Raw genomic sequence first — 14,900 nt, 5'->3', positions numbered from 1 at the left:
CTCAGGTTACCGCCCAGATCCAGACTGACCGTGGTGGTGACCTGGTCATTGTCACCGTCGGTCACCGTGGCCGTCGCGCTCAAGCTCACCAGGTCATCAGGCAGCGGGATGTTGGCGTTGTCGTTGCTGGTATCGAGGCTCTCCGGCAGGTGATCCAGCTCGGCGTATTGGGTCAACGTGACCTCGCCGGTCTCATCCACGCTGATGCGGAATACCGCACCGTCCTCGGTACTACCCACCACATCGTTGCCATCCATCGACAAGCTGATCGCCTTGCCATCACTGGTCAGGTCGGTCACGGCCTGATCAATCGTCAGCGTGTAACCACTGAGCACGGTAGAGCCCGCACCATCCGCACCATAGGTCGGCGTTACCGCCGCCAGCATGGCCGCTGCAAAGCTGGCACTGTCGCTGTCCGATACCTCGGCACCAATGGTCTGCGCATCCTGGGTGGTCAGCGTGATCGCGCTGGCATCCACCTCGCCCACCGACACACTCGGACCATCATCGCGAAATACCAGGAAACCACCCAAATCCAAACCATCACTGGCTACGTCACCATCACCATCGCTGACCGTTGCAACCAGCCTGATTACCCCTCCTGCGACAAACACCGGCTCATCATCGCTGTCCGGGTCCGGATGCTGGATAGCGCGCAATTGAGTCAAGCTCACATCGCCAGACGCATTTACCTCTAAAGTAAATGCCACCATGTCAGGGTCGTTATTGACCCAACCTTCAATAACACCATCGACTAGATGCAGTTCAATTGGATCACCGGTGGCAACATCCACGAGTCCGCTTTCCAACGTGTTGATCTCTAGCGAATAGGCAATCGTACCGCCATCAGCTCCAAACGTTGGGGTGAAATTCCCGGCGAAGTTACCGGTAGCGGTCTGGCCTAAGCCATCTCCCGTCTCATCCACAATCAGCGAGCTGAACTCCCCTTCGCCAGGAACGACACTTGGATCGTCATCAAGCACGACCACATCTATCGATACAGTCGGTGATACATCACCATCGCCATCAACGACACGGACAGGGAAGCTCTCGCTCACCGACTCATCGGATCCCGGATTGGCATTGTCAAGGGTATTGCCGTTAAGTGTGTAAACCCAGTTATTGTCTGCATCGAACACCAAGGTGCCGTAGATACCTTCAACAACGCCACCGCCTTGCACATCCACCCAGATGCCATCCGCACCTTGGACCAGGATGCTGGAGACACCATCGGGAGAGGTGATTACAAGGTTGCCATAAGTACTTTCAGCGGGACTATCCGGGTTGCTGCCAGGATTGTCTGGGCCGGGATTCTGGGCGTCACTCAGCGCAGCTTCATCTACCTCACCAGGCCCAGCGCCAACCACCGGTCTGTAATTAACGTCAACAACTGGCGAGGAATCCACCTCATCCGCACCAATTACCGACTCAATCCCCAGAAATTCAGGTCCGCTGGTAATCGGTCCGGTCGGGTAGCCTACCTCCGGGTCAACATCCGCAGCAGTTGCATCCAGCAGTACGAATTGGTGAGCGCCACCGACGCCTCCGGCACCACCGGCTCCTCCGGCGGCAGTAGCCTCGGCATCTACTGTCGGGTCGGCCCCCGCTTCAATCGCTGCAATCAGATCATCTGCTTCCTGCTGATCGCCAGGAGTTGGCGCCACAGGTGCCGGCTGCGTTGCAGCACTGGCTTCTTCAGCAACTTCTGCAGCAACCTCTGCGGCATTGGCCAGCAGACTGGCATCAAGACTCAACACGCTATCCCGGCCGAGCGTCAGAACCTGGCCATTAGCCAGCTCCAGGGCTACCGCGCCACCCGCGCCGGTTACCAGTTGCTCGCCGGAAAATACCCGGTCTCCCTCGGTAAGCGGTCGGCGTGATCCATCACCTGCAACCGCAAAGACTTCGCCTACTGCTTGCTTGACGACACCGATTAACGTAGCCATGACTGCTTCCTCTTTATTAATGCTGCCAACTACTGGCGACTCGACTCTTGTGTAACCGGGATACTGTTGAATATCCGTTTGAATTTGATGTCTGCTTTGTTTAAGACTGACACCGACAGGGTCAACAGGATTGATGCCAATCAATGAAACGTCAATTTTCCATCATCAATCCCTATCCGCATGATCGTGCCTGTGATCTATGATTGCTCCTATCCATATTCCGCCGGAATAGACAAAAAACCGCTGAAAACGGGCGTTATTGGTTAAAGAATGGCTTACGAGCGGATTCGCGCATAAGAATTTTTCTTCATAACCCTTGTGAAAAAACAATCTTAGGCTATTCAAAGGATGTCCTTAACTACTTTTAATTGGATACTCTGAGCGAGCAACCCGTGAATGTGTCATGTTTATGACGCCAAGATCGGATCAAGTGAAAAGGAGAACACCTTCCATGCGCGTACTGACACCACTTTGCAGTGCAATTCTGCTTGCAACGGTTTGCACACAACTGCAGGCAATGACCCTCACCGAAGCGATCCAGAGCACCCTGGAGAACCATCCTGAGCTCCAGGCAACATCTAGCCGCAGGCAAATTGCTGACGAAGAGGCAAAAATCGCCAAAGGCGGCTATCAACCTACTGTTGATCTGATTTCCGGGTATGGGTATCGCTATGAGAAAGGCCGCTATCAAGAAAAACCGACCACTGACAATTCTGAAAGCACGAACTACAGCAATGCCGAAATCCGCCTGCGGCAGATGCTGTTCGATGGCTTCAACACTCCCAATGAGGTAGCGCGCACCGAGGCAGTGGCCAACTCCCGGGCCTATTACGTCCAGGCAACCGCCGAGTCGCTGGCGTTGCGTACCGCCGAGGTGTATCTCGATGTACTCAAGCGGCGCGAGATGGTCAACCTGGCCAAGAACAACTTGATGGCACACCAGCGCATCAACGATCAAATCGGCTTGCGCAGCAAACAGGGTGTCGGCAGCAGCGCCGATCTGGATCAATCACAAGCACGCTTGGCACTTGCCGAGAACAATCTGTACACCGAAGAAGTGAACCTGGCCGATGCCGAGGCCAATTTCTACAGCGTAACCGGTCGCATGCCTGACGATCTTGAGTCGCCGGCCACGATCAAAGGTGAAATGCCTGCCGATATTTTGGCTGCCCGGCAAGCAGTACTGGTTAACAGTCCATACCTGAAATCAGCCCAGGCTGACGTGCAGGCAGCTGAAAAGCAGTATGAGTCGGCCAAATCGACTTTCTATCCACGACTGGACGGCGAACTGGCCGCCAACACGGAAGACAGCAACAATCCCGATTACGATTTCAATCAAGACGAAGGCAATTGGCATGGCTGGCGTGCCGGCGTGTCGATGACCTACAACCTGTATAACGGCATGCGCGACAAGGCTGCTCTGCAAGCTGCCGCTTACAAGGTCAACGAGGCAATGGAAATTCGGAACAATGCGCTGCGGGTAATCAATGAAGATCTCTCGCTTGCCTGGAATGCACTGGAAAACGCCAAGAAGCAAACCCCCAAGGCGCGTGACTATGCCGACTACAGTGCCCGCAGTCGTGAAGCCTACCAGCAGCAATTCGGTCTCGGCCAGCGTAGCCTTCTGGATCTTCTCGACAGCGAGAATGAACTCTTCACCGCCAATCGCAAGTACACTGACGTTCGCTACAATGAGGAACTCTCCATGTACAGGGTGATCAGTACTACTGGAGAGTTGCTGACCAAGAAGCAGGTAGTTCTGCCGGCGACTGCAACAGCCGTCAGTGAAGTGGAAAACATGGCGCAACTGCTGCCTGAAATGAAGTAACCGCAAACGGGGAGTAGTACTGATTGACAACCATGGAACGGGGCACCGCATCCAGTGACCCGCGTTTAAGTCATGATGACCCGTTGCTGGATGGACTGCTGATCCTCTGTCGGCTGCACGACTGCCCTGCCAGTCGTTCCAGCCTGACAGCCGGATTGCCGCTGGCTAACCAGAGACTCAGTGCAGATCTACTGCAACGTGCAGCCTCACGTGCCGGACTTCGCGGGCGCGTGTTGCGCCGGCCGCTTGCCGACATTTCCACTCTTAATCTTCCAGTCTTGCTCCTGCTCAAAGACGGTCGTTCGGCTGTTCTGACCAAATGGGGCGAAGGCCAGCAAGCACAGATACTGCCCTGCGAAACCGATGGCGGCGAACAGTGGGTAGGTCGCGAGGAACTGGAAAGCCAGTACAGCGGCCAGGCACTCTTTGCACGCCCGGTGCATGATCTGGAAGAAGCGCGCAATCCACTTACCCCGCGGGTTGAAGCGTGGTTCCGTGACACACTCAAACTCTCCCGCTGGCTGTATACCGATGCCCTGCTGGCCAGCCTGCTGATCAACGTGCTCGGCTTGATGGTGCCGCTGTTTGTCATGCAGACCTATGACCGGGTAGTACCCAATCAGGCGACTTCCACGCTGTGGGTGCTGGCAATCGGCCTGTTCATCGGAACCTCTTTCGACCTGCTGTTGCGGGTCATGCGCGCTCGTCTGCTGGACATGGCCGGAAAGAAAACCGACGTAGTGCTTTCTGCCACCCTGTTTGAACGCATTACTGGCATGTCGATGAAAGCACGCCCGGTAACCATTGGCGGATTCGCACAAAGCATTCATGACTTCCAGGGGCTGCGCGAGTTTCTCACTGCCGTAACACTGACCAGCCTTATTGATCTGCCATTCTCCCTGTTGATGATTGCCGTAATCGCCATGCTGGGGGGCTGGATTGTAGTTATCCCGCTATTGGCTTTCCCGCTAACTGCAATATTTGCGCTGATCGTCCAGGCCCGCCTGCGCGATACCGTGCAGCGCTCGCTGGCCCTCGCCTCGCAACGCCAGGCAGTACTGATCGAAACGCTCTCCGGACTGGAAACCCTCAAGGCTTGCGGTGCCGAAAGCGAGCGTCAGAACCTCTGGGAAAAAACCCATGGCGCGCTCACTCGCCTGGATATCCACTCACGTTTCCTTGCCTCGCTGGCAACCAATGGCACCCTGTTTATCCAGCAAGTAGCCGGCATGTCGACCATTGTTTTCGGCGTCTACATCATTATCGATGGCAACATGAGTGTGGGTGCGCTGGTGGCCTGCTACATGCTGGGCAGTCGCGTGCTGGCGCCGCTTGGGCAGATTGCCGGACTGATTACGCGTTACCAGCAAGCGCGACTGACCATGAGCAGCACCGACGCGCTGATGTCCTTGCCACAGGAACGCCAAGCCAGCAAACGCCCCCTTGAGCGCACGCAACTCAAGGGCAGCGTGGATTTCAAGCAGGTATCCTTTACCTACCCCGGCCAGAGCACACCAGCACTGGCGAATGTCAGCATCAGCATCAAACCTGGCGAGCATATCGGCATCATTGGTCGCAGCGGTTCAGGTAAAAGTACGCTGGCACGTTTGCTGATGGGATTTTACGAACCTGAAGCAGGCCAGATACTGCTGGACAACCTTGATCTTCGACAGCTCGACGTGGCCGATCTGCGCAACCAGATAGGCTATGTCACCCACGATCTACCGCTGATCGCCGGCAGCCTGCGCGACAATCTGACACTTGGTGCGCGCTACGTGAGCGATGCTCGCATGCTGGAAGTCGCCAATCTGACGGGAGTCAGCGACCTGGCCCGGCAACATCCCCAAGGCTTTGAACGCCCTGTCGGCGAACGCGGACAGTTGCTATCCGGCGGCCAGCGGCAGACGGTTCTGCTGGCCCGTGCGCTGATGCTCGACCCCCCGATCCTGCTGCTGGATGAACCCACCAGCTCACTGGACAACACCAGTGAAGAAATTCTCCGCGGGCGGCTGCAAAACATTGACCAGAACAAGACCCTGCTGCTGATTACCCATCGCGCCTCAATGCTCAGCCTGGTAGACCGGCTGATCGTCATGGACAACGGCCACATAGTTGCCGATGGTCCTAAGGAGTCTGTCATCGAAGCTCTGCGCAAAGGCCGCGTTGGCCAGGCACCGGTTTAAGGATTTGCGCATGCCCATTCCAGACTCCATCGGCAATTATTTTGCCATCCTGCGGAAAGGTATCCGCAACTACTTTGGCAGCCTGCAGAAAAAACAGCAGGACATAGAGTTCATGCCCGAAGTAGAAGGCGCCATTCTCGAGGATTCCTCATGGCTGTCGCGCCTTACGGTCTGGGCAGTCTGCGCCCTGCTGATCGTTGCACTGATATGGGCAGCCTTTGCCGAACTCGAGGAAGTCACTCGCGGCGAAGGCAAGGCGATTCCTGCCGGAAAAGTGCAGACCATCCAGAACCTTGAGGGGGGCATTGTTTCCGAGATCTTCATCCGGGAAGGCCAGATCGTACAGAAAGGTGATGTCCTGCTGCGCCTGGACGACACCCGTTTCATGTCCAACAAGGGCGAGTCCGAAGCCGACCGGTTGGCGCTTACGGCACGCGTTGAACGCTTGACCGCCGAAGCCGAAGGAAAGCCACTGGTGATTTCTGCAGGCATTGCCAATAGAGCACCGCGACTGGCTGAAGATGAAATGGCCCTGCATGAGTCACGCCTGCGCCGTCTGAAAAGCGAGCAGAGCGTTCTTGGCGAGCAACTGCGTCAGAAACAGCAGGAGCTGGCAGAGTTCAAAGCCAAGCAAACGCAATACAGCTCGAGCCTGGCGCTGATCCAGCAGGAATTGAACATGTCGCAGCCACTGGTCGAAAGCGGCGCGATTTCCCGTGTGGAAATACTTCGCCTGCGCCGTAGCGCCGTGGAAATGCGCGGTTCGATGGACGCTACGCGCCTGGCAATACCGCGGGCCCAGGCCGCGATCAATGAAATTGAACGGCGAATCGAAGAGTCAGAGCTTGCATTTCGCTCGGATGCGTTCAAGGAGCTCAATGATGCCCGCACCGAATTGCAGAAAATCACTGCTACCAGTGTCGCCATCGAGGATCGCGTAAGCCGCACAACCGTGGTTTCCCCGGTCCACGGCATCATCAAACAGATGAACGTCAACACCATTGGTGGCGTGGTTCAGCCCGGCAGCGATCTTCTGGAAATCGTGCCCCTGGAAGACAACTTGCTGATCGAAGCACGGATCCGTCCCCAGGACGTGGCCTTTCTTCACCCAGGCCAGCCAGCCATGGTCAAGTTCAGCGCCTATGACTACACCATTTACGGCGGCCTGAAGGCCAAACTGGAACTCATTGGGGCAGACACCATCACCGATGAAGAAGGCAACAGCTTCTACCTCATCCAGGTGCGCACCGATAAAAGCCATCTGGGAACCGCAGAACATCCGCTGCTGATCATTCCCGGCATGGTGGCAACTGTTGACATCATCACCGGCAAGAAGAGCGTACTCGACTACCTGCTTAAACCGGTGCTCAAGGCGCGCTCGGAAGCCATGCGCGAGCGCTGATCACTCGCCACCATGGTTTTCCCGGTAGACCTGGGATCCCATGGCCGCTATCTGCCCCTCTATCAGCGCGTCAAAGGGCCTCAGCAATTGCCTGAAGTGCCCGCCGCCCTCAACTTCCTCCAGGGCCCGGGCGATCGCCTCGATCGTCGACAGGGCCCCAGCCATCGGTGCCTTGCGCAAGCGGTAGCGGGAAGCCGCCAGGCTGGCCAGCGTCACCCGCGGCAAGGCAGCCAGCGCAGGATTCAGATGCAGCAACTTGCGCACCTTGCGCCAGGTTCCATCGGGCACTACCAGCTGCAATGGCCGTTGCGGGCTTTCTGCGGAAAACCCGGATATCGCTACTGATCCTGCCCCGGGAAACAACAGGCAGCTCTGCCATTGTGGATCGCTGAGCCGCTGCTCCAGATCAGCGAAATACTCGGCGCAAAGCAGTTCGCTGTTGCGCAAACCGAGCACTGCCAGGCGTGCCGTATTCAGCGCATGCCGCGCCTCTTGCGGATGCTGCAGGATCAGCACACGGGTGCGGCTTGGCAGGTCCGGAATCAGCCGACACAGGCAATGGCCCAGCGGACGCTGGCAGCGCTGGCATTGCGCGCGGGACATGCCGTTAACTCCCGAGCGGCGCGGTGAACTGCAGCAAGCTGGGCTTACTCAATCTGATAATCATGCTACTTTCGCAACCGTCTGAACCAACGTCATGCAAGCAATGCATGCAAAATGAGCCTCCATCCAACCTCGGCAAGGAACCTGCCATGACCTGGACAATCGAACAAACTGAAAGCCAGCAAGGCCGCATCGCCATCATCACCGGTGCCAACATAGGCTTGGGCTTCAACACCGCCCTGGCACTGGCTGCCAAAGGCTGCAGTCTAGTGCTGGCTTGCCGCAACCTGGACAAGGCCAACAACGCCAGAGCCGAAATCCTGCAGCAGCACCCCAGCGCCAGCGTCGAATGCCTGCAACTGGATTTGAGCAGCCTGAAATCGGTGCGCGAGTTTGCCGCAAAATACTCCGCAGCGCATAGCCGGCTTGATCTGCTGATCAACAATGCCGGTATCATGATGCCGCCCTACGCGCTCACTGAAGACGGCTTTGAAAGCCAGCTGGCAGCTAATTACCTCGGCCACTTCGCCCTGACCGGCCTGCTGCTTCCGCTGCTGCGCAAGACCGCTAACTCACGGGTGGTCAGCCTCAGTTCACTGGCGCACAACTGGAGCAGCATGCGCTTCGAGGATTTGCAGTTCAGTCGTGGCTACAACAAGCGCAAAGCCTACGGGCAGAGCAAGTTTGCCTGCCTGATGTTTGCTTACGAGCTGAATCGCCGTTTGCAGAAAGCCGGAATCGAGACCCTGTCGGTAGCCGCCCATCCCGGGGTTTCCGCGACCAATCTGGCACAGTATATCCCGCGGGTTCTCAGCGCCTTCCTGCCACTGTTCGGCCAGTCCGCTGCGGATGGAGCCCTGCCAACGCTGTATGCTGCCCTTGGCGAAGACATCAACGGCGGCGACTACTGCGGCCCGCGCGCCATGCAGCAAATGCGTGGCGCACCGGCCAAGGTCGGTTCCAATCGGGCCTCGCGTGACGAAGCCGCCGCGAAAAAGCTCTGGGCAGTTTCCGAAGAGCTTACCGGAGTCAGCTTTTTAAGCTGACCCAACCGGTTGAACCAGGCAGCGCACCAATGCAAACGCCCCGCAGTTGCGGGGCGTTTGCATATTGCTCAACCAGCGTCGTCAACGTCGCGGCGCACACGGTTGCTGCTGGCTACGCAGCGGAATCGGTTGCAGTCGAGGCGGCTCGATCAGACCGAGTGCCACAAGAACTTCGCGCAGCGCGCTTTTCAGCTTCACGATCATATGCCCACCTCCTGGATTCGGGATTCCGCACGGCAGCCCGCGCTGCCTGCATCAAGCATAGGCGAAAGTTGCAGTGCCTGCCGCGCAGCAACCGCCGTTACTGCAACGTCTCGGACAATGCCTTGCGCCGATAGGGAAACACATCGATGACCTTGCCCGACCGGATTGCCTCCTGCAATTCCTGCCAGTACTTGGCCGTGAACAACTCGCCATGCAGCTTGTTGAACAGCCGGCGCTGGCCGATGTCGGCAAACAGGAACGCCGGAAACTCCTCGGGAAACACGTCATTCGGCCCTACCGAATACCAGGGCTCGCTGGACATTTCCTCTTCCGGGTAGCGCGCTTCGGGAATATTGCGGAAGTTCACTTCGGTCAGGTAGCAAATCTCGTCGTAATCGTAGAACACCACACGGCCGTGACGGGTCACGCCGAAATTCTTCAGCAGCATGTCGCCGGGAAAGATGTTGGCGGCGGCCAACTGCTTGATCGCCATGCCGTAGTCATCCAGCGCGGCCTCGACCTGCGCCGGGCTGGCGCTTTCCACGTAGATATTCAGCGGCGTCATGCGCCGCTCTGTCCAGCAGTGCCGGATGACCACTACATCTCCTTCCAGCACCACCGTGGACGCCGCCACTTCCAGCAACTCGGCCAGGCACTCGGGATCGAACTTGGACCGGGGGAAACGGAAATCGGCAAATTCCTGGGTGTCGGCCATCCGCCCGACCCGGTCGACATGCTTCACCATCCGGTACTTCTCGATCACCGTCGCCCGGTCGACATTCTTCGACGGCGAGAAGCGGTCCTTGATGATCTTGAACACGGTATTGAAACCCGGCAGCGTGAACACGCTCATGACCATGCCGCGCACACCCGGCGCCATGATGAACTTGTCGTCGACATTGGCCAGATGATTGATCAGCGCGCGGTAGAACTCCGACTTGCCATGCTTGTAGAAACCGATCGAGGTGTACAGCTCGGCAACGTGCTTGCCCGGCAAGATGCGCTTGAGGAAGCTGATGAATTCGGCCGGATAACCGACCCGCACCATGAAATAGGAACGGGTGAAGGAGAAGATGATCGACACCTCGGCCTCATCGGTAATCAGCGCATCCGCCTGAATTCCCAAGCCCTCGCGGTGCAGCAGGGCGATCGCCAGCGGCCACTGCTCGTCGCGGGTGAAGATGCGCCCCACCAGATAAGCGCCCTTGTTGCGGTAGAGCCGTGAAGCGAACAGTTCGATGCACAGCTCCGGGTCCTTGCATACCCAGTCCGGCAGGCTGTCACGCAACTGCTGCTCCAAATGCAGCAGGTCGCGCTGCAGATTTTCGTAGCCGACCTCGAAGCGGTTGTCCTCGAAGATGTCCGCCAGGGCCTTGTGCAGATCGCCATGCGGATGATAACTGCGGGTCTGCGGCGCCGGTGCCGAAGTGCGCATGGTTGGCCGGGTGGTATGCACGAACATGTTGCCGTCGTTGATCTGGTCGTGGCGGAACAGGCTGCAGAAGATCGAGTTGTACCAGGTCTCCGACAGTTCATCGTCGAAGCGCGGGTCGATCATGGCGATATAGGCGCTCTTGACCAGTGGCCACATATCCACGTCGAGCAGCAGTTCCGCCGGGAAACGCTCGATCAGCGCCTGCCTGACCTGCGTGACCTTCTGCTCGTACAGATTGATCCGCTCAGCCGAAGCCTGCTGGATTTCCTGCCACTGCGCCTTTTCAAAACGCACCCGCGCGCCGTTGGTAATCAGGCGGAAATGTTCGCGGTAGTCGTCAAAGCCAGCGAGAATCGCGGCGGCGATATCGGCGGCAGGCTTGTGGTTCGGCATGAAGGATCCTCGGCGTGGTGCGTTTGAGTCACGAGCTTATCCAGTGCCAGACTCGAGGGAAAGGTGCGGCGGCAGATTAACCGCCACTCGCGACTAAAGTCGGTTCGGGCGCATGCCCCCGCTCACGCAGATACGCCGTGATGAAATCGATGAAGGCATGCACCTTGCGGGTCGCGCGCCGATGGCTGGGGTACACCGCGAGAATCAGGTGGCCAAAAGCATCCGGATCCAACTGGTAATCCGCCATCACCTGCCGCAGGCGGCCATCGGCGAGATAGGGTGCGACACTCCACAGCGGTGCAATCAGCAAGCCCAGCCCTGCCAGCGCATTGGCCAGCAACAAATCATAATTGTCACTCAGCAGCCGGGGCTGCGGGTGCGCGACGCGGATCAGCTCGCCAGCGCGCCAGAATCCCCAGTAGTGCCGGTCCAGGGACGGATGCTGGTAGATCAGCCAATCATGCTGGTGCAGGGTTGCCGTGTTGATCTCCAGCGTGTTGCGTGCCAGATAGGCGGGGCTGGCAACCATCGCAATGCGGTTGCTGCCAACCGGCCGGACAATCAGCCCGGGCACGTTGCACTCGCCTTCATGCAGGATCAGGTCGTGGCCGCTTTCCAGGATGAAGCTGTCGTCATCACTGAGGTCAACCTGCAGGCGCAACTGCGGATGCGCTGCACAGAATTCGGCACAGGCCTGCGCGAGAAACGCCGGCCCGAAGGCCAGCGAAGCGGCAATCCGCAGCTCGCCATGCAGGCCATGCTGCATCTGCTGAATCTCCTCGCCAGCATCGCCCAGGCAACCCAGGGCCTCGCGCGCCGCCTGGGTGTACAGCCGACCGGCCTCGGTCAGCTGCATGCGCCGGGTGGTGCGCTCGAACAGCCGTGTGCCCAACTCCTCTTCCAAGGCTGCAATGGCCTTGGCCACCGCCGATGGCGTCTTGCCCATCTGCACGGCTGCGCGACTGAAACTGTTCTGCTCAACCACGCAGACCAGCGTGGCGAGCGCAACAAATTTATCCATGATTCACTCCTGACAGGAACAGAACTTTTGCACAAACTGTAGATTCCGGCCAGCCGCCAACCTGATTAATCTCCTGGCATACCAACAAAGCCAAGGATTAATCAATGAAACGCTTTCTGCCCAGCTTGCTCGCCAGCGCACTGACTTGTGCCCCCATGGAATCTATGGCCGCAGCCGATGCGGTGTACTTCAACGGCCAGGTATTCACGGCCAACCGCAACCAGCCAATCGTCCAGGCCCTGGCGGTGGAAGATGGCAAGATCCTGCAAGTCGGTAGCGACCAGCAAATTCTGGCCCTGGCCGATGCCGGCACCCAGCGCATCGATCTGGCCGGCAAGGTGATGATGCCCGGCATGATCGACAGCCATACCCACCCGGTGATGGGCGGCGCCGCCAGCCTGCGCGCCAACCTGTATGACGAAATCAAGCCGCTGGCCGAGCTGGAAGAATGGATCCTGGCCGAGGACAAGGCCGGACATACGCGCATGGGCGACATCGTGGTGATTTCCGGTGCCAGTTCCGGCTACTGGGAGAAAGCCGACGCTATCGGCGCGGTCTTCAACCAGGGCCTCTGGGCCAGGCAACCCCTGGTATTGGAGGGCATCGACGGCCATACCGGCTGGGCCAATCAGGCCATGCTTGCGCGTGCCGGCATAGACAAAGCACTGATCAAGACCCTGGACGAGAAAAACGCCAGCTATATCGGTCAGGACAAGGACGGCAACCCCAATGGCTACCTGTCTGAAGCAGGCTGGGACCGGGTCCGCAGCCTGCTGCCGGAAGCCTCTGCCGAAGCCATGCTCAACGCTGCCCGCGCGGGCGTCAAAGCCAACAATGCGGTGGGTGTCACCGCCTGGATGGATGCCGCGGCCAATGCCGGCGCCGCCGATGACGTGTTTGAGCTCAAGCCTACCGCCGAAACCGTTGGCGTCTTGCCGCTGTACAAGCAACTGGCGGAGAAAGGTGAACTGTCCGCCCATGTGGCGGCCCTGCTGATCGTCAACCCGCAGAGCAAGCCGCAGGACCTGGCCATGGTGGCCACGGTGATGGACCAGTTCCAGAACGTGCCCAACCTAAGCTTCCCCGGCATCAAGGTGTTTGCCGATGGCATTCTCGAGTTCCCCGGCCAGACGGCTGCGGTGATCGACCCCTACAACAACAGCCTCAAGCAGGGCCAGTTGCTGATCGACCCGCAACACTTCGGTGAACTGGTTGCCGCCGCCGAGGACAAGGGCTGGCTGGTGCATGTGCATGCCGTCGGTGACCGCGCCGTGCGCGAATCGCTGAACGGCATGGAGTATGCCCGCAAGGCAAACCCGAACAGCGGCATCACCCACAGCATCAGCCACCTGCAACTGGTCAATCCGAAGGAGTTCCCGCGCTTCAAGCAGCTCGACGTGATTGCCTCCATGCAGCTGGCCTGGGCGCTCGGCGAGGTCTACAGCATCGACCTGGTGCAGCCGTATGTCAGCGCCATGGCCTATCGCTACCAGTACCCGGCGCAATCACTGAAGAAGGCCGGCGCCACCATTGCCGGTGCCAGCGACTGGCCGGTGTCCTCGCCAAGCCCGTGGGAAGCGATCTACCACGCCGTGACCCGCAAGGGACCGATGGGCGTGCTGAACGCCAAGGAAGGCATCGACCGCGAAACCATGTTCTACGCCTACACCATCAACTCGGCCAAGGCACTCAACCTGCAGGAGCGGATCGGCTCGCTGGAGCCCGGCAAGCAGGCCGACCTGATCATTCTCGACCGCGATGTGTTCAAGGTCAGTGACGACGACCTGCAGCAAACCAAAGTGCTGCAGACCATCTTCGCCGGCAAGCCGGTGTACAGCGCCGAAAGCTGAGCTTGCCTTGCGCCGGCTGGCTGTGTGCAGCCGGCCGCAATCGCGCTGCATCCTGCATAGCTGCGTCATCAAGCAAATCCAACAATAACCATCACAGGAACCCGCCCATGAAAGCCCTCCGCAACCTTGCCCTGTTCAGCCTTGCGCTGGCCCCGCTGGCCAGCGCCCAGGCCCTCGAGCTGAACGATGAATTCGCCCTCAATATCACCCCGGCGCTGGTCAGCGACTACCGTGCCAGCGGCCTGTCGCAGACGCAAAATGACCCGGCCGCGCAACTCGACCTGATGCTCACCCATGCCAGCGGTCTGTATGCCGGCATCTGGACCTCCAGCGTCGATTACGGCCTGGGCATCCAGACCCGCCAGGAGCTCGACTACTACGCCGGCTACTACTGGCAGATCAACGACAACATCAGCCTGGACACCTGGACCACCCGCTACGAGTATCCGAACACCAGCGCCTTCAACATGAACGATGTGCAGAGCGTGCTGGATGTCTATGGCGTGCTGCTCAGCGGCAAGTACTCGAGCAACCTGCATGACCCGCAACTGAACGAGGAAGAGGATTTCTCCTCCTGGTTCGTCGGCTACCAGACCATGCTGCCGCTGGAAATCGGCCTGCGGGCCACCTACGAAACCGTCGACTACAAGGACGATGTGTTCTGGAGTACCGACGGCAGCAGCCGCGCCGACTACAACGACTGGGAAGTCAAACTGAGCAAGAACCTGTGGAACCTGGACTGGAGTGTCAGCTACATCGACACCGACCTTTCCGACACCGAGTGCGAAAGCTTCATGGGTTACCGTGACGTATGCGGCTCGACCGTTGTGGCCGGCGTCAGCACAACGTTCTAAAGGGTACGGTCTTCCTGCTGGCATATGTCACAGGTGACATTTCCAGCTTGCGGATCAAGGGCGGACAAGGCTTACCTCTTAGCCGCCCTTTTTGATCAGCCTTTTGAAAGTCAGATTTGAATTGCGTCGCAGCAG

The 14,900-nt window shown here is 58.7% G+C and carries 11 protein-coding genes; 6 read left to right on the top strand and 5 right to left on the bottom strand.

The genetic code is table 11. From position 1 onward, the window contains the following. On the bottom strand, positions 1–2,090 hold a 2,090-nt coding region (locus tag ISX93_RS16155), incomplete at its 3' end, for a retention module-containing protein (protein ID WP_195779790.1). Positions 2,091–2,397: 307 nt separating this feature from the next. On the opposite strand from ISX93_RS16155, the gene ISX93_RS16150 reads away from it, so the two are divergent. The 3 genes from ISX93_RS16150 to ISX93_RS16140 are packed head-to-tail and all read left to right on the top strand — an operon-like array spanning position 2,398 to position 7,359. Next, positions 2,398–3,774 carry a TolC family outer membrane protein gene (locus ISX93_RS16150; RefSeq protein ID WP_195779789.1) on the top strand — a complete coding sequence of 459 codons (1,377 nt, stop codon included), beginning with the start codon at positions 2,398–2,400 and terminating at the stop codon, positions 3,772–3,774. Positions 3,775–3,797: 23 nt separating this feature from the next. After that, positions 3,798–5,957 carry a type I secretion system permease/ATPase gene (locus tag ISX93_RS16145; RefSeq protein WP_195779788.1) on the top strand — a complete coding sequence of 720 codons (2,160 nt, stop codon included), beginning with the start codon at positions 3,798–3,800 and terminating at the stop codon, positions 5,955–5,957. A 10-nt stretch (positions 5,958–5,967) separates the two neighbouring features. Beyond that, positions 5,968–7,359 (top strand): HlyD family type I secretion periplasmic adaptor subunit, encoded by a 1,392-nt coding sequence (locus ISX93_RS16140; protein ID WP_195779787.1) that lies wholly within the window; start codon positions 5,968–5,970, stop codon positions 7,357–7,359. On the opposite strand, the gene ISX93_RS16135 is transcribed toward ISX93_RS16140, so the two are convergent. Then, positions 7,360–7,962 (bottom strand): tRNA-uridine aminocarboxypropyltransferase, encoded by a 603-nt coding sequence (locus ISX93_RS16135; RefSeq protein WP_195779786.1) that lies wholly within the window; start codon positions 7,960–7,962, stop codon positions 7,360–7,362. It abuts the gene before it with no gap. Positions 7,963–8,111: 149 nt separating this feature from the next. Here ISX93_RS16135 and ISX93_RS16130 point away from each other — a divergent pair, with 149 nt between their 5' ends. Further along, positions 8,112–9,008, top strand: a complete 897-nt coding sequence (locus tag ISX93_RS16130) for an oxidoreductase (protein ID WP_195779785.1) — start codon at positions 8,112–8,114, stop codon at positions 9,006–9,008. An 81-nt stretch (positions 9,009–9,089) separates the two neighbouring features. On the opposite strand, the gene ISX93_RS17250 is transcribed toward ISX93_RS16130, so the two are convergent. The 3 genes from ISX93_RS17250 to ISX93_RS16120 form a co-directional block, all read right to left on the bottom strand. Next, a complete protein-coding gene (locus ISX93_RS17250) occupies positions 9,090–9,212 on the bottom strand; it encodes a PA1414 family protein (RefSeq protein WP_258167000.1) in 123 nt (40 codons plus the stop codon). A 97-nt stretch (positions 9,213–9,309) separates the two neighbouring features. Next, positions 9,310–11,040: a bifunctional isocitrate dehydrogenase kinase/phosphatase gene (gene aceK / locus ISX93_RS16125; RefSeq protein ID WP_195779784.1), complete on the bottom strand. Its 1,731-nt coding sequence runs from the start codon at positions 11,038–11,040 to the stop codon at positions 9,310–9,312. A 76-nt stretch (positions 11,041–11,116) separates the two neighbouring features. Then, the gene (locus ISX93_RS16120) at positions 11,117–12,061 is read right to left on the bottom strand and encodes a LysR family transcriptional regulator (RefSeq protein WP_195779783.1); all 945 of its coding nucleotides are present in this window, start codon (positions 12,059–12,061) and stop codon (positions 11,117–11,119) included. 104 nt (positions 12,062–12,165) lie between these two features. Between ISX93_RS16120 and ISX93_RS16115 the strand changes: the two genes are divergently transcribed. Together ISX93_RS16115 and ISX93_RS16110 are read left to right on the top strand one after the other, a co-directional pair. Next, a complete protein-coding gene (locus tag ISX93_RS16115; protein ID WP_195779782.1) occupies positions 12,166–13,911 on the top strand; it encodes an amidohydrolase in 1,746 nt (581 codons plus the stop codon). A gap of 107 nt (positions 13,912–14,018) precedes the next feature. Continuing rightward, positions 14,019–14,765 carry a TorF family putative porin gene (locus tag ISX93_RS16110; protein WP_195779781.1) on the top strand — a complete coding sequence of 249 codons (747 nt, stop codon included), beginning with the start codon at positions 14,019–14,021 and terminating at the stop codon, positions 14,763–14,765. Positions 14,766–14,900 lie beyond the last annotated feature (135 nt).

Source organism: Pseudomonas sp. N040 (genome assembly GCF_015637705.1).
Lineage (GTDB): Bacteria > Pseudomonadota > Gammaproteobacteria > Pseudomonadales > Pseudomonadaceae > Aquipseudomonas.
This window is presented reverse-complemented; position numbering and strand designations above follow the sequence as displayed.

Excerpts from the sequence above, each read along its gene's own strand:
- ISX93_RS16140 (WP_195779787.1), top strand. The coding sequence starts at position 5,968 with ATGCCCATTCCAGACTCCATCGGCAATTATTTTGCCATCCTGCGGAAA.
- ISX93_RS17250 (WP_258167000.1), bottom strand. The coding sequence starts at position 9,212 with ATGATCGTGAAGCTGAAAAGCGCGCTGCGCGAAGTTCTTGTGGCACTC.
- ISX93_RS16120 (WP_195779783.1), bottom strand. The coding sequence starts at position 12,061 with ATGGATAAATTTGTTGCGCTCGCCACGCTGGTCTGCGTGGTTGAGCAG.
- ISX93_RS16115 (WP_195779782.1), top strand. The coding sequence starts at position 12,166 with ATGAAACGCTTTCTGCCCAGCTTGCTCGCCAGCGCACTGACTTGTGCC.
- ISX93_RS16135 (WP_195779786.1), bottom strand. The coding sequence starts at position 7,962 with ATGTCCCGCGCGCAATGCCAGCGCTGCCAGCGTCCGCTGGGCCATTGC.
- aceK (WP_195779784.1), bottom strand. The coding sequence starts at position 11,040 with ATGCCGAACCACAAGCCTGCCGCCGATATCGCCGCCGCGATTCTCGCT.
- ISX93_RS16110 (WP_195779781.1), top strand. The coding sequence starts at position 14,019 with ATGAAAGCCCTCCGCAACCTTGCCCTGTTCAGCCTTGCGCTGGCCCCG.
- ISX93_RS16150 (WP_195779789.1), top strand. The coding sequence starts at position 2,398 with ATGCGCGTACTGACACCACTTTGCAGTGCAATTCTGCTTGCAACGGTT.
- ISX93_RS16130 (WP_195779785.1), top strand. The coding sequence starts at position 8,112 with ATGACCTGGACAATCGAACAAACTGAAAGCCAGCAAGGCCGCATCGCC.